The sequence below is a fragment of the Rhodococcus koreensis genome (genome assembly GCF_017068375.1).
Lineage (GTDB): Bacteria > Actinomycetota > Actinomycetes > Mycobacteriales > Mycobacteriaceae > Rhodococcus_F > Rhodococcus_F koreensis.
Genome location: NZ_CP070609.1, coordinates 3882789 through 3901622, shown reverse-complemented (window position 1 = coordinate 3901622; position 18834 = coordinate 3882789). Strand labels below are relative to the sequence as shown.

Below are 18834 nucleotides of genomic sequence, written 5' to 3'. Positions count from 1 at the left end.
GCAAACCTGTCGCTCGCGATTCTGGAAGGAATGCCGTGAATACATCTTTTCTACTGGGCTGCAACGCAAGTCGGGTCATCGGGAGTGCGTTGTGAGTCACCCGGAGACCGATTCGGTGCTCCTCCGGCACCATCCGAGCGGGCGGTTGGACATCGAAATGAACCGCCCCGAGCGGAAGAACGCCTTGACTGTCCCGATGGTGATCCAACTAGCGGACGCCCTCGCGGACGCCCGAGGCGACGACACCGTGACGGCAGTGTTGCTGCACGGGGCAGGCGGCTGCTTCAGCTCCGGATTGGACCTCGCCGAGGTGCGCCCGGGGGACCCGGAGATTTCCTCCGCAATCGCCGAACTGCACACATGCCTCGCCGCCCTCGGCAAGCCGTTGATAGGTGCCCTGCAGCGGGCCGCTGTCAACGGCGCTGCGGCGATCGCGCTGGCCTGCGACCTGCTCGTGGTGGGGCAGACGTCGTTCCTGATGGTCGGCGAGGCGGAGATGGGAGTGGCGGCCCCGAACAACCTACGTTGGTTGCTCGCGAAGTACGACGTGAACCAGGCACTGCAACTCACATTGGGATGTGAACGCCACTACGGGCCGGCGCTGCTGCGCCGAAACTTCGCCTACGACATGGTGCCGGACGACCGGGTTCTGGCCCGGGCAACCGAACTCGCCGAGAAAGTGGCCGCCTACCCCCATGGCGGGGGAATCGCGATGAAACAAGCGATCATCGCGCTCGAGGGAATCGCGAAGGAGACAATCGAATGGGAATAGCGACAACCGCGGAACACCGCGCACTTCGCGAGGCGGTTCGGGGCTTTCTCGCCGACACCAGCGGGCCGACCGAAATCCTGCTCGTTCAGGACTCGGAACTCGGCTACCGCCCCGAGATGTGGGCGACGATGGCGGAACAACTCGAACTGCAGGGAATGCTCGTCGACGAAAAGCACGGCGGTTCCGGCGCGGGGATCCGTGACCTCGTCGTCGTCGCCGAGGAATTCGGGCGCTCCGCGGCGTGCAGTCCGTTCTTCTCGAGTTCCGTGCTGACCACGCTCGCGATCGCGGACTGCGCCCAGGAAGCGTGGAGCACCGAGTTGCTGCCGGGTCTCGCTGCGGGCACACGGCTCGGGTGCCTCGCGTTCGCCGATGCCGACGGGTGGTGGCAGGCCGGGACGGAGGCGGTGCGTGCACACCCGGACGGCGACAGCTGGCGGCTCGACGGACGGGCCCACCACGTGCTCTTCGGTCACTGCGCCGACACCGTCGTCGTCGCCGCCCGCACCGAAGAGGGGACCGGACTCTTTCTCGTGGATCCATCGGATCCGAATGTTCGGCGGGTCCGGTGCCCGGCGTTGGACCTGACTCGACCACTGACGACCTTCACCTTCGCCGGGGCGGCGGCGCAACGGATCAGTGGTGCCGTCGACATCTCCGAGGCGCTGTCGAGGGCACTCGACAAGTCGCTCGTCGTGCAGGCTGCGGAGAGGGTCGGCGGAGCTCGCCGGTGCCTTGATCTGACAACCGAATACGCGAAGACCCGAAACCAGTTCGGTCGTCCGGTCGGTGCCAACCAGGCCGTTAAGCACGGGCTCGCCGATCTGATCCGCGCGCTGGAACCGGTCGCCGCTGCGGTCGACGTTGCCGCTCACGCCGCGGATACCGATTCCCCGGAGCTGCCGACACTGGTGAGCCTGTTGTGTGTTGCGGGGCCGGAGAGGTACCTGCAGATCGCCGGAGAAGCCATTCAACTGCACGGCGCGATCGGCTTCACCTGGGAGCACTGGGCTCACATCCATCTCAAGAGGGCGAAGACGGATCAACTGATGTTCGGATCGTCGACGTGGCACCGGGAGCGCCTACTCGCCGGAGCCCTCTCCGCCGCTGCGGTCGAGGGCTGTGTGCGGACCGACGAACCCGCGCCGCTGGCGGAACTGCGCTCCGAGGTCCGCGGGTGGCTGGTCGAGCATGGAACCGAGGGGATGCCACTCGAGTACGCGCAGGAACCGTTCGGGCACGAAGACACCGACACCGAGAAGCGCTGGATCGACCTGCTGCGTCAGGGGCGGTGGTTGTGCCTGTCGTGGCCGGAGGAACACGGTGGGCGGGGCCTGGGTCCGGTCGAAACGCTTGTGGTGGAGGAGGAGTTCGCCCGCGCGGGACTGCGTCGCCCGCAACTCGGCATGGGCGAGATCCTCCTGGCGCCTGCCCTGTTGGCACATGGAAGCGAGGCCCAGAAGCGGCGATTCCTGCCGCGCATCCTGTCGGGCGAAGACACGTGGTGCCAAGGATTTTCCGAACCCGAGACCGGATCCGACCTCGCCTCCCTGCGAACCACCGGAACCGTGGCCGGCGACGAGTTGCGGATCACCGGCGACAAGATCTGGACCAGCCACGGCGATCAGGCCGACATGATGTTCCTGTTGTGCCGCACCGACCGCGACGCGCCGAAACACCGCGGCATCTCGTTCGTGCTCGTTCCCATGACGGACAACGGCGTTTCCGTCGATCCGATCCGGATGGCGTCGGGCGCCAGCGGCTTTGCGCAGGAACACATTACCGATGCCCGAACGCCTCTGAGCAATGTGGTCGGTGGGCTCGGCAACGGTTGGGCGGTCGCGATGACCACACTCGGCGCCGAGCGGGCCGGCAAGGCTGCCACGCAGTACGTCGGCTATCGCCACGAATGGGACGTCCTGGTGGAGCGGCTGGACAAGAACGCGCGACTCGACGACGCGATCGTGCGCCGGCAGTTGGCGGAACTCGTGATCGAGGTCGAACTGATGCGCGCCGTCGGGTCCGTGATCAGCGCCCGGATCGCCGAGGGGCAGTCCGTCGACGAGTTGCTCGCGATCGACAAGATCAACTGGTCGGAATATCACTGCAACTTCGGTTCGACCAGCCTCGAACTTCTCGGTGCTTCGGCTCTGAACCGCCCCGAGGGGGACGGCTATCAACTCGACCCCCTGCAGCGGGTGTTCCTGGAGAGCCGGGGACGCCGGATCGCACGTGGCTCGAATCAGATTCAGCGCACGATCATCGGTGAGCGGATCCTGGGCCTGCCGAAGTAGGGGACCGATCGGTCGCTCCAATCGGTGAGCCGGACGGCATATGTTTCATCGATCGTCGCAATAGGGGTCTGGTCTTTGATGTCTGTGACCCACGTCATTTGAATTGACTTCACTGAATACAATCACAACTGTTGAGGCGGAGGCCTACCTATGACTGTCGCGAACGGCCCACATCGTGCGGACAATTCCGCGGGGACGATGCCCGAGGCCAGGACGCCTGTGGGCGCGCGGACCGCACGCACCGCCTGGAGCATCACCTTTCTCGTGATGATTCTGCAAACGGTGAACTTCGCCGACAAAGCCGTGTTGGGGATTGTCGCCCGACCGTTGTCGGAGGATCTCGGCCTGTCCAACGCCGACATCGGTCTGTTGGGCAGCGTCTTCTACGTTTTGTTCGTCGTGACCGGGCTCCTGGGTGGATTCATCGCCGACCGCGTGAAGATCGTCTGGGTGCTGTTAGTGATGGCACTGCTCTGGTCGCTGGTGCAGATCCCGATCCTGTTGGTCGGAACATTCGGGGCATTACTCGTCAGCAGGGTTCTCCTCGGCGCCGCCGAGGGTCCGGCTGCATCGCTCGTGAACGTCGCGGTGTTCGGCTGGTTCCCCAAGAAAGAACGTGGGCTGCCGTCCGCCGTGGTCTCGTCCGGCTCCTCTCTGGCGAAGATTCTGATGGCTCCCGCGCTGACCCTCATCGTGGCCGCATACGGGTGGAGGGCGGCGTTCATCACCATGATGATCATCGGCGCCGTCTGGGCCGCGGTCTGGCTGGTCGTCGGCAAGGACGGCCCCTACTCCGTGAACAGCGCCCGCGAGCGCGCCAAGACCGGCGACACGGACACGGTGACGCGGGTAAGCATCCTCCGGATCGCGGCGCTCCCCACGTTCTGGGGCGGAGTGCTCGGCATGTTTGCGGTCTACGGCATGGTCGCGGTCGTCCTGACCTGGCTGCCGTCATACTTCGAGGAGGGCCTCGGCTACACCCGGATCAACTCCGGATTGCTGTTCGCGCTGCCCAGCGTCACCGGAATGACCGCGATGTTGCTCGGTTCGTTTGTCACCGACCGTCTGGCAGGACGAGGAACGACGGTGCGGGTGTCGCGCGGGCTCGTGACGGTGGTCGCTCTGGTCTTGTGCGGTGTGTGCCTCGCCGTGATCCCGTTCGTCACCGAATCGTGGATCGCCGTGGCGCTGGTGGTCACCGGCTACGGCGTCGGAGTCGCCACCCTCCCGCTGATGTTCGTCGCCGTGAGTTACATCAGCCCGGATCGTCAGGTCGCGTCGACATTGGGAGTGTTCGTCGCGTTGTTCCAGGCCTCCGGGATCCTGGCCCCGTGGCTCACCGGGTACCTGGTGGACGCGGCACCGACCCCAGCGGACGGGTACACCTCGGCGTTCCAGATACTCGGTGTGGTGGCGATCGTGGGTGCGGTGGTGATGTTCTTGACCATCGACCCGGAGCGGGACCGGGCGCGGATCGCGGCGATCGATCCGCTGACCAACGCCGACGGCTCGGCCGAAGACGAGGAGCTGTATGCCGCCACCCACGGCGAGGAATCCGGGCGAACCAGAGAAGGATCGTGACGCTGTGTCCACGCAGTACAGCGTCGCCGGCAGTGTCGCGATCATTCACCTCGACAATCCGCCTTTGAATGGGCTCTCGCTCTCCACCCGGCAGGGGATTCTGCGGGACTTCACCCGCGCTCTGGACGCACCCGGGATCGACTCGATCGTGTTGACCGGCAATGCCGCCGACTTCTCGGCCGGTGCGGACATCTCCGAAGTCGCCGCACCCCGGTCCGCTGCCGGGCCGTCGCTGCGTGAGTTGATCGAGGCCTTCGAGGACTCGAGCAAACCAGTTGTCGCGGCAATCGAGGGCACCTGTTTCGGCGGCGGCCTCGAGCTCGCTCTGGGCGCGCACTATCGTGTCGCGGCAACGACGGCGAAAGTCGCTCTGCCGGAGGTGAAGCTGGGGCTCGTACCCGGCGCAGGTGGCACCCAGCGACTGCCGCGGGCGCTCGACATGCGGACAGCCGCCGACATGATCACCGGCGGATCGACCCGCACCGCCGGTTCGCTCGCTGCCATCCCCGGGCAGAAGCTGTTCGATCTCGTCGTGGATGCCGATACCGTGGCTGCCGCAATTCGTTTCGCAACCCGGATGGCCGCGAGCGGCCGGCGTCCGCGGATACGTGACCTCGTTGCCGCCGAAGGCGACGACCTGGGGACCCTGCACACGCAACTGACCAAACGGAGTCGAGGGTTCGCAGCTCCCCTGATCGCCCTCGACCTCGTGGAGAGGGCACGCGGCCCCTTCGCGGAGGGGCTCGACGCCGAGCAGGCGGCCTTCCTCGAATTGGTGGGCAGTGATCAGTCGGCGGCGCTGCGGCACGCGTTCTTCGCTGAACGGACTGCGCGGAAGATCCCGGGAATGGCGGCCGGAACGGTCGCACGGCCGGTGCAGAAAGTCGCGGTCGTCGGCGCAGGCACGATGGGCGGCGGCATCGCCATGAACTTCCTCGACGCCGACATCCCGGTCGCCATGCTCGAGACGTCGCAGGAACCGCTCGACCGCGGTCTGGCCACGATTCGCCGCAATTATCAGTCGCAGGTGAACAGGGGAAAGCTGACGCCCGAGGCCCTGGAGAGGCGGATGGGACTGCTCGATCCGACCGTCGACTACGCAGACCTCGCGGACTGCGACCTGGTGATCGAGGCCGTGTTCGAGGACATGGACGTCAAGCGCATGGTATTCACGAAACTCGACGAGGTGATGAAGCGCGGTGCAATCCTGGCGTCGAACACCTCGACGCTCGATGTCGACGTCATCGCCGAGTTCACCGGTCGGCCTGCCAATGTGGTGGGGATGCATTTCTTCAGTCCCGCGAACGTGATGACACTGCTGGAGATCGTTCGAGCGGACAAGACCGCCGACGACGTTCTGGCAACGGCGTCGGCTCTCGGGAGACGCGTCGGCAAGGTGACGGTGGTGGCCGGCGTGTGCGACGGGTTCATCGGCAACCGCATGCTGGCCCGATATCGACGGGCATCGGATCGTCTCCTCGAGGTGGGAGCGTCGCCGGAGCAGATCGACTCCGCCATGGAGGGTTTCGGATATGCGATGGGCCCGTATCGGGCCGGCGACCTGGCCGGCGGCGACATCGGCTGGGCGATTCGCAAGCGGCGCTATGCCGAGAATCCCGCCGCGCCACATAACGAACTGGCCGACCGGCTGTGCGAGATGGGCCGATTCGGGCAAAAGACGGGGGCGGGCTGGTACGACTACGAGCCCGGGCGGCGTGACGCGATCCCGAGTCCGGTCGTGGCAGAGCTGCTCGAGTCGTACTACCGGGACACCGGCATTCGGCGGCAGAGTTTCTCGGCGGAGGAGATCGTGCAGCGACTGGTCTTCGCGCTCGTGGACGAGGGCGCACGGATTCTCGACGAAGGGATAGCGTTGCGTGCCTCCGACATCGACGTGGTGTATCTCGCGGGCTACGGCTTTCCGCGCCATCGCGGTGGACCGATGTTCCACGCCGACGGTGTCGGGCTCGACCGAGTGGAAGAAGCGCTGCGGAGGTTCGACGAAAACACCGAACACGCGCCGTTGTTGACGAGATTGGCGAAGGAAGGAAGAACCTTCAACTGACCCGTTACCGGGTCGTTCCATCGTCCCGGTCCCGTCGGCGGAGGGCCGCGTCGAGGAGCGCGCGCGCAGCGGGGGAGAGCACACCCGGCCGATGCATGACCGCGACCGTGAGAATCACCGGCGGCTCCATTGCCCGTGCCACCACGCCCGGCTCACCGGCGTTGTCGACGACTGCCCTGGTGACCCAGGCCATTCCGGCGCCTGCAGCAACCAGCGGCACGGTGGCCTGGCGATGCGCCGTGACCACACCGAGCGTTGTCCGTCGTGATGCACGGCGTAACGCGGACTCCACCGAGACCCGCCCCTGCGCGCCACCGGTCACCGCGATCACCGGAAGATCGGGGATCTGCTCGAACGGCAGGGGATCGGGGAGACCGTCCGCGATCACCCGCGGAAGGGCGATACACAATTCGTCGGTGCCCAAGCTGTGGGTGTCGAGGTCGCGGCGGTCGGTCACTTCTGTGGAGTCGGCCGGTTCGAGAAACCCGAACCCCAACTCCACGGTGCCGTCGCGCACCGCCCCGGCGACGTCGTTCTCGGACCGAAACTCCCTGATGCGGACGGTAACCGTGCCGTACGCCCGCCTCAGGTCACCGATCAGGTCGGGGAGCGGGGACTCGTAGAGGCCCGCGGTAGTGCCGATATCGACGTGTCCACCATGGAGGCCGGAGAGTTCGGCAACGGAGGCCTGCGCGGTGGCCATGTCCCGGAGTAGTTGCCGGGCAGGAGCAACCAGCGCCGCACCCACCGTCGTCGGAACGAGCCCACGGCCGACACGATGGAACAGGGGGGTGCCCAGATCACGTTCGAGGACGCGGATCGACTGCGACAGAGAGGGCTGCGCGAGGTGGAGCGCGGCGGCCGCGCGGACCACACCGCCGTGTTCGACCACGGCAAGGAAATGCTCGGCCTGCCGGAACTCCATGTCCACCTCCATGCCACCGTGGCCCGCGCGTGAGGGACGTGACCGCCGTCCGGAGCGCGAAACGCGAAGACCACTGCTTCGCCAGTGTCACCTTATCGCCCACGTCACGTTGGGTAGGGTCGGGAAGTGGACTCACGTCAACTGCGCTACTTCCTCGCTGTCGTCGAGAACGGCAGCGTGACCCGGGCAGCTGAGGTTCTGTATGTGGCCCAGCCGGCGCTGTCGCAGTCGCTGCGGGCGCTGGAAGGTGAACTGGGGGTCGAACTCTTTCGGCGGGTGCCACGAGGAATGGAGTTGACCGATGCGGGTGCGGCATTGCTGGGGCCCGCGCGCCAGGTGCTGCAGTCGTCCCGCCGTGCGGACGAGATCGTGCGGGGGATCGCCACGCTCGAGAACGGCTGGCTCGATGTGGCCAGCCCGCCGGACCTCGCGGTGGAACCGCTCGCCTCGTTGGTGGCACAATTTCGGGCACAGTACCCGGGCGTGTGGGTCAATCTGATGGATCCGGGGCCCAACGCCGACGTGGAGACTCTCCTGAGAACCGCTCGATGCGAAGTCGGGATCGACTATCTCCCGGCCGACGACGACAAGCTGTCGACCCGTGTGCTCGGCCGTCGCCGACTGCTGCTGGGGCTACCGGCTGAGGCACCCCAGACGCAGACGCCGATCTTCCCGATCGATCGACTGTCCGAGCTACCGTTGATCGCCGGACCGAGGGGTACAGCTGTTCGCGACGAGGTCGAACGTGCTTGCGCTCAACACGGTTTCAGCCCGAACGTGGCGGTGGAGGTCGAACATGAACACAACGTGTATCTACTCGTCGAGGCCGGAGCAGGCGCGGCCTTCCTGACCGACTCCGAGGCCCGTCGAGCCGAGCGTCGCGGAGTGCGGGTGATGCGAACCGAGCCCGAGTTGGGGCACGACTACGGTGTGGTGTTCCGGTCGGGACCGTTGTCACCGGCGGCCGCAGCGTTCGCCGCTCTCGCCACCGGCTCGGCCCCCGGGGAGAGGCATGCGTGAAGCCGATTGCTCTGGAAGGCAACGGATCTTTGACCCGAGCCGCCGAATCGAGGACGGTGAAGCCGACGTGCTCGACAAGTCCGAAGAGACAGGTTCCCGATGAAGTTCAATACCATTCGCCTCGAGGTCGACGACGGCATCGCCACGGTCACGCTGGACCGTCCCGATCAGCTCAACGCATGCACGACGGAAATGAAATCGGAGATCATCGAAGCCTTCGATCACACCGACGCCAGCGATGCGGTCCGCGTGGTGATCATGACCGGCTCCGGTAGAGCGTTCTGCGCCGGCGCCGACCTCTCTGGAGGGGGTTCGCGATTCGACGCGCCGGAGGAGACCGACGGTGGAGTGCCCCGCGACGGCGGCGGTGAGATGACCCTGCGGATCTACGATTCGACGAAGCCCGTGATCGCGGCGATCAATGGTCCGGCAGTGGGAGTCGGCGCGACCATCACCCTCCCCATGGACATCCGATTGGCCTCGGAGGGGGCGAAGTTCGCGTTTCCCTTCACCCGCCGCGGCATCGTTCCCGAGAGCTGCTCGAGTTGGTTTCTCCCGCGTCTGGTGGGGGTCGAGCGGGCGATGGAATGGCTGTACACGGGACGGCTGTTCACCGCAGCGGAGGCGCACGAAGGCGGCCTGATCAGTGCCGTCCATCCGCCGGAAACGTTGCTCGCTGCCGCTCGGTCTCTCGCGGCGGAGATCATCGACAACACGGCACCCGTGTCGGTGACGCTGACCCGGCAATTGGTGTGGCGGATGCTCGGCGCCGCACATCCGATGGACGCGCACATCGCGGAGTCCCGGGGTATGCGCGCACAGGGCGCCAGCAGCGACGCCTACGAGGGCGTCACGTCCTTCCTGGAAAAGCGCCCACCCCGGTTCACCCGCAAAGTCACCTCTGATCTTCCGGACATCTTCCCGGGCTGGGTCCGCCCCGGGTACCGGTAGGCCCTCGTCAGGGCGCCGATCGAATCCGGTTATCGGTGTGTTTCGTGATGCTTCGGTTCTGTAAAACATCCACTCCCAGGGCGAATTGGGCTGGACAGGGCAACCGGATCCACTGTATACAGTGAATATGTCGCCTACGTCACACGAGTTCGGGTCTCCGGAAGGGGACCTGACGTCCCGGCTCCGAACCTCCATCGTCGAGGGCATCTATCCCCCTGGCCACCGCTTGGTGCAGGAGGAACTCGCCGACCGGTTCGGGGTGTCGCGGATTCCGCTGCGCGAAGCCATGCGGACCCTCGCGGGGGAGGGCCTGCTGCGCACGGTCCCGGGCCGCGGCACGTTCGTCACCGCGCTCGACCTCGACGAGATCGACGAGATCTACGACCTGCGCCGCCTGGTCGAGCCGAGCTTCGCCGAGCACGTCACCGAGCGAGTCTCGCGGCGCGACATCAGCCGCTTCGAGACGATGGCCGAGCAGATGGATCAGGTGGCCGACACCGGCGCCGGAGCGTGGTCGCGGACCAACCTGGCGTTCCATCTCGACATGTACCGGCTCTCGCGCCTGCCGATGCGCTACGAAATCATCGCCCAGATGTATCACCGGCTCGAGCCCTATTCCCGGTTCTACGTGCACGGGACGTGTGCGTACGACCGGGTCCAGGACGAGCACAAGGCGATGGTTCAGGCGCTCGCCGACGGCAATTCCGAGGAGTTGGCTCGGCAGATCATCCTGCACATCGACGGTGGGCAGACCGGTCTGCACCGCGCCTGGGAGAACTCGGCCGAGGACATGCGCACCTACTGGGCCGAGCGCAGCTGATGGGCACTCGGACGGTCTCGATCAACACCGACATCGGTGAGGGGTTCGGCGTCTGGGGTGTCGGTGACGAGGCGCCGCTGATGGATCAGGTCACCGCCGCGAACATCGCCTGCGGCTTCCACGCCGGTGATCCCGACATCCTGCGCCGCACCTGTGAGATGGCCGCCGCCCGTGGGATTTCGGTGGGCGCGCAGGTGTCGTACCGCGACCTTGCCGGCTTCGGTCGCCGATTCATCGACGTGCCCACCCCGACGCTCGTCAACGACATCGTGTATCAGATCGGCGCCCTGCAGGCCTTTGCGCGGATCGCCGGGACGGTCGTGTCCTACGTCAAGGCGCACGGGGCGTTGTACAACACGGCCGCACGGCATCCGGGCCAGGCGCACGCCATCGCCGAAGCGATCGGACGGGTCGACCCGGACCTGCCCGTGCTCTGCCAGTACGACACGGTGCTGTGGCACACCGCTCTCGACGCCGGACTGACCCCTCAGGCGGAGGTATTCATCGATCGGTCGTACACGGATGAGGGGCTGCTGGTACCACGGTCGCACCCGGACGCATTGGTCGTCGACCCGTCCGCAGCCGCGAAACGGGCCGTGGACATGGTCGTGACCGGTTCGGTCGACGCGGTGGACGGCGGGACGGCCACGGTACTGCCGGACGGGGCGGCGACGATCGCGATGTGCGTGCACAGCGACACCCCCGGTGCGGTCGACATCGCCCGGCAGACCCGGGAACTGCTCGGGCGCAACGACGTGGCTCTGGTCGGGATCGGGGGTGGACGCCATGACTGAATCCGGCAACCTCCTCCGCGCGGGCGATCGTGCCTGGCTCGTCGATGTCGCACCCGAGCGGATCGCCGGTGTCGTGGCCGCGGCGCGTGCTCAGACCTGGTCGGCTCTGCTGGAAGACGTCGTCCCTGCCGCGCGTTCGATCATGTTCCGCGCCAACACCTCATCCGACATGCGGCTGCTCTCCGACCATGTCCGTCACCTTGTGGACACTGCCGGCGCAGACGCGTCGGCGGCATTCCTCGAACGCGAACCGGTAGTCATCCCGGTGCGCTACGACGGCGAGGACCTCGAGGAGGTGGCACGGAGACTGGGCATGACCACGGCGGCGGTTGTCGCTGCACACACCTCCGCCGAGCATCGCGTGGGATTCTTCGGTTTCGCCCCCGGGTTCGCCTACATCGACGGCCTGCCCGACGCGCTCGAGTTGCCTCGCCGCACGTCGCCGCGCCGACGGGTCGGTGCGGGACTCGTCGCCATCGCCGGCACCCAGACCGTTGTCTATCCCGGCGGCACACCGGGTGGCTGGCACCTGATCGGCTCGACGTCGGAGGTCCTGTGGGACATCGACGCGGTGAATCCCAGCCGGCTGTCCGTGGGTGACCGCGTCGTCTTCGAGGCGGTGGAGTAGATGACCTCGGTGCTGACCAGGCCCGTTCGACTACCTTCCGGTACTACGGTGTGCGCGCAGGTGTCGGTGATCGACGCCGGGCGGAGCACGACGCTCCAGGATCTGGGCCGGCCCGGATTCGCGCACCTCGGGGTCACCGCGTCCGGTGCCGCCGACCGAACCAGCCTGACGTTGGCGAACCGCCTCGTCGGCAACGCGGACGGCGCCGCCGCGCTCGAGAACACCTTCGGCGGGCTCGCGATCGCCGTGTCCGCGGACCGGTACGTGGCGATCACCGGTGCCACCGTCGAGATTCGTGTCGACGGCCGCGCTCCGGCGGAGGGCCGGCGAATCCTGCTGCGGGCCGGGCAGATTCTCTCGCTGGGCCGTCCCGTCACGGGACTGCGCACTTACGTCGCGGTCGAAGGCGGAATCGACACCGATCGGGTCTTCGGTTCCGCCGCCACCGACTGCCTGTCCGGGGTCGGTCCGACACAGGTCCGGTCCGGCACGACCCTCGCGCTCGGGGCGGGTCATCCGGTACCCCACGACATCCCGCTCGAGCTGACTGTGCCCCGACTTCCGGTCGGGGCGGCAGAGGTGCGATTCCGGTGGGGCCCCCGGGACGGCCTGTTCGCGCCACAGGATCGGGCCGCGCTGACCGCCACGACGTGGACGGTGAGTGCGGACTGCGACCGCGTCGGCGCCCGGCTGACGGGACCGCCGCTGACCGTCGGGTCGGTGGACTTGCCGAGCGAAGGCATGGCTCTCGGGGCGATCCAGATTCCACCGTCCGGGGAACCGATCGTGTTCCTCGCCGATCATCCCGTGACCGGGGGCTACCCGGTCATCGGGGTGGTGATCGAACGTGACGTCGACCTCGTGGCGCAGGCAGCACCAGGCACCCGGATCCGACTCGCAGCGCTCCCGAGGGGACACGACTGACCCGAACCCCGCACGTCCCGTCCATCTCCGAGTTCACGAATCACAGAAGAGGAAAAGTATGACCGCCCAACTGACGAACCTTGTTCCTTTCCACCTCGCCATTCCCGTCGACGACATCGACGCCGCCCGCAACTTCTACGGCGGTGTACTCGGATTCAGCGAAGGTCGGTCCGACACCAAGTGGATCGACTGGAACTTCGGCGGACACCAGGTTGTCACCCATCAGGTCGGTGACGGTCCCAGCGCGACGCCCCGCGACGGGGTGGCCGGGACGAACCCGGTCGACGGACACAATGTTCCGGTTCCTCACTTCGGGCTGGTTCTGCCGGTCGACGAGTTCAAAGTTCTCGCAGAGAAACTCACGTCCATCGGGACGGAGTTCGTGATCGAACCGTACGTGCGATTCGAGGGCGAGCCGGGCGAACAGTGGACGATGTTCTTCCTCGACCCCGCCGGAAATGCTATGGAATTCAAGGCTTTCGCCGACCTGGACCAACTGTTCGCCGTCTGAGTCCGCGGACACAGGTCATCGGCAGGACTGCCATCCTGCCGATGACCGCTTGGGCACCCCAGCGCCGCGGTGCCACGTTTTCCGACCCCGCGATCGGGACCTCCTCGCAGCACCTCCGCCACTTCTTCGTTGGAGTTCGCCATGACCACCGTACCTGCCTCCGTGCCCCACACGGGCGATCACCTGCCCGCCCCGCCCCCCATGCAACCCCGCCGCGCCGCCGTTGCGGCCGCGGCCGGTACCGCCGTCGAGTATTACGAGTTCGGCGTGTACGGCTACCTCGCCGTCATCATCGGGCCCCTCTTCTTCCCCAACGACAACCCGACCGCCTCGCTCCTGGCCACGTTGGCGGTCTTCGGCAGCGCCTTCGTCATGCGCCCACTCGGTGGAATCGTCCTGGGCCGCCTCGGCGATCGGGTCGGACGCAAGCCAGTGCTCATCGCGACCATCGTGGGCATGGGAACGGCGACCGCCGCCGTCGGGCTGCTTCCCACCGCCGGATCGATCGGTATCGCCGCCCCGATCGCCCTGCTGCTCGTGCGGTTGGCACAAGGCTTCTTCGCCGGCGGCGAGGTCACCGGATCGGCGACGTATCTGTCCGAATCAGCACCCGCCGGCCGCCGCGGATTCTTCGGCGCCTTCACCCCGGTCGGTGTCGCCCTCGGTGGTGGTACGGCCGCCGTCGTGGCCGGTATCACCACCACGGCACTGACTGACGATCAACTCCGCGACTTCGGTTGGCGCATACCATTTCTGCTGGCACTCCCGCTGATCGCGATCACGTTGATCGCTCGCAGCAAACTCGAGGACTCGCACGCGTTCGTCGCCGAAACCCAGCAGCACGCGCCCGCGAAGTCTCCGCTCATGGAGGTGCTCACCGAGCACACCGCGGCCGTCTTCAAGGTCATCTTCCTGTCGATCGGATCCAACGCCGGATATTGGGTCGGCCTGATCTTCATGAACATCTACCTGACCACCTACCTCGGGTACCCGAAGTCGAACACCTTCTGGATCATGGGCGCCATCAGTTTCTTCGTCGCGATCCTGATGCCGTTCTTCGGGGGACTGTCCGACCGGGTCGGCCGCAAGAAGGTCATCACGATCGGTTTCCTCGGCTACGCGATCCTGGTCTTGCCGGCCATGATCGTGATGGATCAGGGCAGCTTCGCCCTCGCAGTGGGTGCCATGGTGGTGCTCGCGCTGCCGATGCCGATCGTGCAATCGGTGACCTACCCGACCTATGCCGAACAGTTCCCCACCCGCGTGCGGTACACCGGCCTGTCGATCGCCTTCAACATCGGCACCATCATCGGTGGTGGGCTCACCCCGTACCTGGCCACCTATCTCATCTCCCGCACCGACAACCTCCTGGCCCCCGGGTTCCTGCTGATGGCCGCGGTGGTGCTCGCCCTGATCACCCTGCGCACCGTGCGCGAATCAGCCAAGGAGACACTGCAATGACGCTGCCGTCACCGACGCACCCGGAGGATCTGCGCCGACTGGTCGCTGCGGGGCAGTGGACCGCACCGACCGCCGGGATCCTCGACGACTACCAGCAGGCCAACCTCGTCGTCGTGCCGTCCGCCGCCGCCGACGACTTCGCGGAGTACTGCCGCCGCAACCCCGAGGTGTGTCCGCTGCTCGCCAGGACGAATCCCGGCGACCCACAGTTGACCTACGACAACTGCACGGTCGACGTGCGCACCATGCTCCCGCGCTACCGGGTCTGGGAGTGCAACACCCTGGTGGCCGAACCCACCGACCTCACCGAACACTGGCGCGACGACGCGGTCGCCTTCGCTCTCGGATGCAGCCACACCTTCGACGCCCCGCTCCGCCGAGCCGGGATCCCCGTCAGCCATGCCGCACCCCCGGTGTACGTCACCGATCGCGAGACCGTGCCGGCCGGGATCTTCGCCGGACCCCTCGCCGTCAGCATGCGCCCCGTGCCCACGTCGCTGGTCGACACCGCAATCGAGGTCACCGGACGGTATCCGACCGGCCACGGCGTCCCCGTGCACGTCGGCGATCCATCGGCACTGGGAATCGCCGACCTCGCTCGACCCGACTTCGGGGTCTACCCCGGCGTCGGCGAGCACGCCGTACCGGTGTTCTGGGCCTGCGGAGTGACACCGCAACTCGCCATACCGGAGGCGCACCTCGATTACGCGATCACCCATTTCGCCGGTCACATGCTCGTCTTCGACACACTGCTCGACGCATCCGAACCCCTCACCCGAGATCGTTGACGATGTTGGGTAGTCCAATCCTCGGTGGGAAGCAATGGAATCCGGTCACGAGTGCGTACGACACGCGGTCAGCTCGATTGCTCAGCGGCGTCGGCCGTTCCTTGCGCGGAGAAGGTGGCGAAGGCTGCGCGGCAAGGGCAGGTTGACCTCGCGGTGACGCACGAGGAAGCCGTTGCCGTCGCCCCCTGCGGTGGGCAGAAGGTTTGATGGTCAGAAGGAGTTGATGCCCACAAGGACCGCGCCGACGGCGGCGGGGATCAGCACGCCCAGTCCGAGCGAGGCGAACCGGGCCCCGGTGGCGCGGTGACCGGCTATTTGGAACACGGCCGGCCCGGTCAGTCCGAGGGCTGCCGCGGCCAGCACCAGATAGATCGGTGTGAAGATCAGCACCGCGCCGCAGCCGAGGACCAATCCGGCGAAGGCCCAGCTCCACCGTAGATCCTCGACCTCGAGACTCGATGGTGAACCCATCACCTTCTCCCTCGCTGACCTGCAATTCTACCCGGAACGTTGATCCCTGAGCCCGCATCGCTTGCCTTGCGGACGGAGTGCGAACGCTATCCCTCCGCCGGCGACGACCACCGCGATGGCCTTGTGTTCGGCCGTCAGCAAGGGTCGATGCGAACGAGGGGATGACCGAGCGGTTCCGGCTGCGGCCGTGCCGGGGTCTCGTGTCGGTTCGATCTGTAGCGCCCGGCGATGTCGGAGAACTCGTCGGGGTTGTGGTGTCGGTGGTGTGCGGCGACGACGGCTCAGGGTTAGGTGACGGGGAGACCGACCAGCCCGGCCGTGAGGCCGAGGAGAGCGCAGACCCCGAGGGTGCGCAGCACCGACCAGTTCAACCGGTAGATCATCACCCCGGCCAGTACACCGATGACCAGGGCGAGCGGGCGGAACGAGCCGAGTTCCGGCACCAGCAGATGCAGCGGTCCCCAGTGCAGCATCGCGGCGTCCGCGAACAGGGTGTGGACGGCGAAATATAGGGCCAGGTTCGCGATCACCCCGACCACCGAGGCGGTGATCCCGTTCAACGCTGAGGTCAGCTGTGTGTTGTTGCGGAGCCGCTCGACGTAGGGGGCGCCGAGGAAGATGAACACGAAGCACGGCACGAACGTCACCCACGTGGTGAGCAGCGCGCCGATGGTGGCCGCCACCCACGGATCCAGCTCACCGGGGTTGCGGTAGGCGCCGAGGAACGCGACGAACTGCACCACCATGATCAGCGGGCCGGGGGTGGTCTCGGCCAGACCCAGGCCGCGGACCATTTCACCGGGGGCGAGCCAGCCGTAGGTTTCCACCGCCTTCTGCGCCACGTAGGCGAGGACGGCGTAGGCGCCGCCGAAGGTGACCAGCGCGGTGCCGGAGAAGAACAGCCCCTGCTCGGTGAACACACTGCTGCGGCCGGTGAACACGACCACCGCGACCATCGGGATGGCCCAGGCGATCACGCCGACACCGAGGACGAGGATCGTGCGTCGCAGGCTGGGGGCGTCGGCGTGCAGAGCGTCGTCGGCGATCAGCGGCGGCGCCTCGTCGCTGTCGCTCGCGGGTTTACTGCTGCGGTCGGCGCCATGGGTGCGGCCGATGAGCCAGCCGGCGAACCCGGCGACGGCGATGACGATCGGGAACGGGACCGCGAACAGCGCCAGCGCACCGAAGGCGCAGACCGCGATCACCCAGTGGGCGGGCCGGGTCGATGCGCGCTTGGCGACCCGGGTGACGGCCTGCACCACCACCGCCAGCACGGCGGGGGCGATGCCGGCGAAGATGGCCAGCACGATGGTGGTGGCGCCGAAGGCGACGTAGATCGCCGCCAAACCCAGCATCGCGATCATCCCCGGCAGGACGAACAGCACCCCGGCGATCAGACCGCCGAGGGTGCCGCCCAGCAGCCAGCCGGTGTAGATGGCGAGCTGCTGGGCCTCCGGGCCGGGCAGCAGCATGCAGTAGTTCAGCGCGTGCAGGAACCGTTTCTGCCCGATCCACCGCTTCTCGTCGACCAGGGTGCGCTGCATGACGGCGATCTGCCCCGCCGGGCCGCCGAAGGTCTGCAGCGAGATCAGGAACCACGCCCAGCTCGCCTGCCGCAGCGAGATCAGGTCGCGGCGGCCAGAGCTGGTCGGCGTGGCGCGGGTGGAGGGTTCTTTACTGCTCACGTCGGTCTCCGAAACATGAAAAGTTGAAGTGCGGCAGGAAGAGCGGGCCCCGCTCGATGGTCAGGACGGTTCGCGGCCGGACAGGACACGTTGGCGATGGAACTCGTACAACCCGTCGAAGATCCGGGTCGCGATGGCGAGAGTGTCGTCGTCGGTACCGGTCAGGGACAGCCCACGCAGCACCGAATCCAGGCCGGGGGCCTCGGGGGCGTCGAACTTTCCGTCGTCGATGTCGGCCTCGTGCACGATCTCGGCGAGCACCCAGAGCACCGGGTCGGTGAGCTCGTAGCGGCGCAGGATCGTCTCGAAGCTGCAATCCCCGTGATGGTGCGAGAGTTCGACTCCGCGCATGTCGAATGCGGTCGCCTCGGCCGGCACGTCCGCCGGGTCGGTGACCCACAGGAACTCCGCGTCCGGGTCGATGTTGCGGCGGATCAACCACGCACACGCGGCGCGGTCGATGTGGATCCCGGCGCGGGTCGCCCACTTCATCGCGGCACCTGCGCTTCCACGGTGTGGCCGGCCGCTAACTCCGTGAGCGCCGCCTCCGCCCCGTCGCGCGGCGCGGTCGGGAAGAAGGTGCGCTTGTCGATCTCCCGCATCCGGCGACGCAGCTGGGCGAGCTTCTTGGCCCGCCCAGCGGGATCGGGCAACGCTCGTGCGACCTCGGCGGCGTCGGTGATCTCGTCGTACTCGGCGCCCCGATCCGCCGACAACTTCGCCCGCATCCGGTCCCGCTGGTCTCGGGTGGTGGGGGCGGCGGTCCAGACCTCCGCCTGCCCGCCCGCCTCGACGACTTCCTCGGCGACCCAATCGAGCTGTTCCCGGGTTCGTGGTGACGCCGGCAGCACCACCACGCCGTCGGCGAGCTGGAACACCCCGTACTTGCGGAGCTTGCGCCACACCGCGATCCGCGGCGTCGACGGCTCGCGGGGGATGCGATACACCAGCATCACCCACTCGTCGGGACGCTCATCCGAGGTCGATTCCAGATCCACACCATTGATGTAACCACGGTTTCATATCGATGTCCATCCGTGGTCAGCGCGCCGGTCTGGCAACTCGGGGCGCGCGCCTGGACACCGTACTGTAACCGTGGTTACCGTGAAAGCGGCTGCCGTTCGGGAGGCTGTAGAGACGACGA

At 67.0% G+C, this 18834-nt stretch carries 18 protein-coding genes; 13 read left to right on the top strand and 5 right to left on the bottom strand.

Annotation, left to right across the window (positions count from 1 at the left end; genetic code table 11):
- Positions 1-91 precede the first annotated feature (91 nt).
- The 4 genes from JWS14_RS17945 to JWS14_RS17930 all read left to right on the top strand — a co-directional run bounded on the left by JWS14_RS17945 (position 92) and on the right by JWS14_RS17930 (position 6712).
- Positions 92-772, top strand: coding sequence for an enoyl-CoA hydratase/isomerase family protein (locus JWS14_RS17945; RefSeq protein WP_206013972.1), 681 nt, complete (start codon positions 92-94; stop codon positions 770-772).
- A complete protein-coding gene (locus JWS14_RS17940; protein ID WP_206013971.1) occupies positions 763-3066 on the top strand; it encodes an acyl-CoA dehydrogenase family protein in 2304 nt (767 codons plus the stop codon). The genes JWS14_RS17945 and JWS14_RS17940 overlap by 10 nt, the downstream gene beginning before the upstream one ends.
- Before the next feature lie 150 nt (positions 3067-3216).
- Positions 3217-4647, top strand: coding sequence for an MFS transporter (locus JWS14_RS17935; protein WP_206013970.1), 1431 nt, complete (start codon positions 3217-3219; stop codon positions 4645-4647).
- Positions 4648-4651: 4 nt separating this feature from the next.
- On the top strand, positions 4652-6712 hold the full coding sequence (locus JWS14_RS17930; protein WP_206013969.1) for a 3-hydroxyacyl-CoA dehydrogenase NAD-binding domain-containing protein: 2061 nt from the start codon (positions 4652-4654) through the stop codon (positions 6710-6712).
- 4 nt (positions 6713-6716) lie between these two features.
- Here the strand turns inward: JWS14_RS17930 and JWS14_RS17925 are convergent, their stop codons facing one another.
- Entirely contained in the window at positions 6717-7637 is a 921-nt protein-coding gene (locus JWS14_RS17925) for a LysR family transcriptional regulator (protein ID WP_072947263.1), read from the bottom strand.
- Between the two features lie 126 nt (positions 7638-7763).
- Between JWS14_RS17925 and JWS14_RS17920 the strand changes: the two genes are divergently transcribed.
- The 9 genes from JWS14_RS17920 (at position 7764) to JWS14_RS17880 (ending at position 15534) form a co-directional block, all read left to right on the top strand.
- On the top strand, positions 7764-8657 hold the full coding sequence (locus JWS14_RS17920) for a LysR family transcriptional regulator (protein WP_206013968.1): 894 nt from the start codon (positions 7764-7766) through the stop codon (positions 8655-8657).
- A gap of 99 nt (positions 8658-8756) precedes the next feature.
- Positions 8757-9608 carry a crotonase/enoyl-CoA hydratase family protein gene (locus JWS14_RS17915; RefSeq protein ID WP_206013967.1) on the top strand — a complete coding sequence of 284 codons (852 nt, stop codon included), beginning with the start codon at positions 8757-8759 and terminating at the stop codon, positions 9606-9608.
- Between the two features lie 127 nt (positions 9609-9735).
- Positions 9736-10428: a GntR family transcriptional regulator gene (locus tag JWS14_RS17910; protein ID WP_072947260.1), complete on the top strand. Its 693-nt coding sequence runs from the start codon at positions 9736-9738 to the stop codon at positions 10426-10428.
- Positions 10428-11222 carry a LamB/YcsF family protein gene (locus JWS14_RS17905; RefSeq protein WP_206013966.1) on the top strand — a complete coding sequence of 265 codons (795 nt, stop codon included), beginning with the start codon at positions 10428-10430 and terminating at the stop codon, positions 11220-11222. Before JWS14_RS17910 ends, JWS14_RS17905 begins: the two co-directional genes overlap by 1 nt.
- Positions 11215-11850 (top strand): 5-oxoprolinase subunit B family protein, encoded by a 636-nt coding sequence (locus JWS14_RS17900; protein ID WP_206013965.1) that lies wholly within the window; start codon positions 11215-11217, stop codon positions 11848-11850. The genes JWS14_RS17905 and JWS14_RS17900 overlap by 8 nt, the downstream gene beginning before the upstream one ends.
- A complete protein-coding gene (locus tag JWS14_RS17895; RefSeq protein ID WP_072947258.1) occupies positions 11851-12774 on the top strand; it encodes a 5-oxoprolinase subunit C family protein in 924 nt (307 codons plus the stop codon). It abuts the gene before it with no gap.
- A gap of 58 nt (positions 12775-12832) precedes the next feature.
- Positions 12833-13285, top strand: a complete 453-nt coding sequence (locus JWS14_RS17890) for a VOC family protein (protein WP_072947257.1) — start codon at positions 12833-12835, stop codon at positions 13283-13285.
- A gap of 141 nt (positions 13286-13426) precedes the next feature.
- Positions 13427-14746 (top strand): MFS transporter, encoded by a 1320-nt coding sequence (locus JWS14_RS17885; protein ID WP_083395704.1) that lies wholly within the window; start codon positions 13427-13429, stop codon positions 14744-14746.
- Positions 14743-15534, top strand: coding sequence for a D-glutamate cyclase family protein (locus JWS14_RS17880; protein WP_072947256.1), 792 nt, complete (start codon positions 14743-14745; stop codon positions 15532-15534). Before JWS14_RS17885 ends, JWS14_RS17880 begins: the two co-directional genes overlap by 4 nt.
- A gap of 210 nt (positions 15535-15744) precedes the next feature.
- Here the strand turns inward: JWS14_RS17880 and JWS14_RS17875 are convergent, their stop codons facing one another.
- The 4 genes from JWS14_RS17875 to JWS14_RS17860 all read right to left on the bottom strand — a co-directional run bounded on the left by JWS14_RS17875 (position 15745) and on the right by JWS14_RS17860 (position 18688).
- Complete coding sequence (locus JWS14_RS17875) at positions 15745-16005, bottom strand: hypothetical protein (protein WP_072947255.1); 261 nt, start codon at positions 16003-16005, stop codon at positions 15745-15747.
- A 287-nt stretch (positions 16006-16292) separates the two neighbouring features.
- A complete protein-coding gene (gene chrA / locus JWS14_RS17870) occupies positions 16293-17690 on the bottom strand; it encodes a chromate efflux transporter (protein ID WP_206013964.1) in 1398 nt (465 codons plus the stop codon).
- A gap of 60 nt (positions 17691-17750) precedes the next feature.
- Complete coding sequence (locus tag JWS14_RS17865) at positions 17751-18182, bottom strand: chromate resistance protein ChrB domain-containing protein (RefSeq protein ID WP_072947253.1); 432 nt, start codon at positions 18180-18182, stop codon at positions 17751-17753.
- Positions 18179-18688, bottom strand: a complete 510-nt coding sequence (locus tag JWS14_RS17860; protein ID WP_241031394.1) for a Chromate resistance protein ChrB — start codon at positions 18686-18688, stop codon at positions 18179-18181. The genes JWS14_RS17865 and JWS14_RS17860 overlap by 4 nt, the downstream gene beginning before the upstream one ends.
- Positions 18689-18834: the final 146 nt, after the last annotated feature.

Bases quoted from the DNA above. Each gene is read 5' to 3' on its own strand.
- JWS14_RS17925 (WP_072947263.1), bottom strand. From the start codon at position 7,637: ATGGAGTTCCGGCAGGCCGAGCATTTCCTTGCCGTGGTCGAACACGGC.
- JWS14_RS17910 (WP_072947260.1), top strand. From the start codon at position 9,736: ATGTCGCCTACGTCACACGAGTTCGGGTCTCCGGAAGGGGACCTGACG.
- JWS14_RS17905 (WP_206013966.1), top strand. From the start codon at position 10,428: ATGGGCACTCGGACGGTCTCGATCAACACCGACATCGGTGAGGGGTTC.
- JWS14_RS17890 (WP_072947257.1), top strand. From the start codon at position 12,833: ATGACCGCCCAACTGACGAACCTTGTTCCTTTCCACCTCGCCATTCCC.
- JWS14_RS17940 (WP_206013971.1), top strand. From the start codon at position 763: ATGGGAATAGCGACAACCGCGGAACACCGCGCACTTCGCGAGGCGGTT.
- JWS14_RS17865 (WP_072947253.1), bottom strand. From the start codon at position 18,182: ATGAAGTGGGCGACCCGCGCCGGGATCCACATCGACCGCGCCGCGTGT.
- JWS14_RS17915 (WP_206013967.1), top strand. From the start codon at position 8,757: ATGAAGTTCAATACCATTCGCCTCGAGGTCGACGACGGCATCGCCACG.
- JWS14_RS17895 (WP_072947258.1), top strand. From the start codon at position 11,851: ATGACCTCGGTGCTGACCAGGCCCGTTCGACTACCTTCCGGTACTACG.
- JWS14_RS17875 (WP_072947255.1), bottom strand. From the start codon at position 16,005: ATGGGTTCACCATCGAGTCTCGAGGTCGAGGATCTACGGTGGAGCTGG.
- JWS14_RS17880 (WP_072947256.1), top strand. From the start codon at position 14,743: ATGACGCTGCCGTCACCGACGCACCCGGAGGATCTGCGCCGACTGGTC.
- JWS14_RS17885 (WP_083395704.1), top strand. From the start codon at position 13,427: ATGACCACCGTACCTGCCTCCGTGCCCCACACGGGCGATCACCTGCCC.
- JWS14_RS17935 (WP_206013970.1), top strand. From the start codon at position 3,217: ATGACTGTCGCGAACGGCCCACATCGTGCGGACAATTCCGCGGGGACG.
- JWS14_RS17900 (WP_206013965.1), top strand. From the start codon at position 11,215: ATGACTGAATCCGGCAACCTCCTCCGCGCGGGCGATCGTGCCTGGCTC.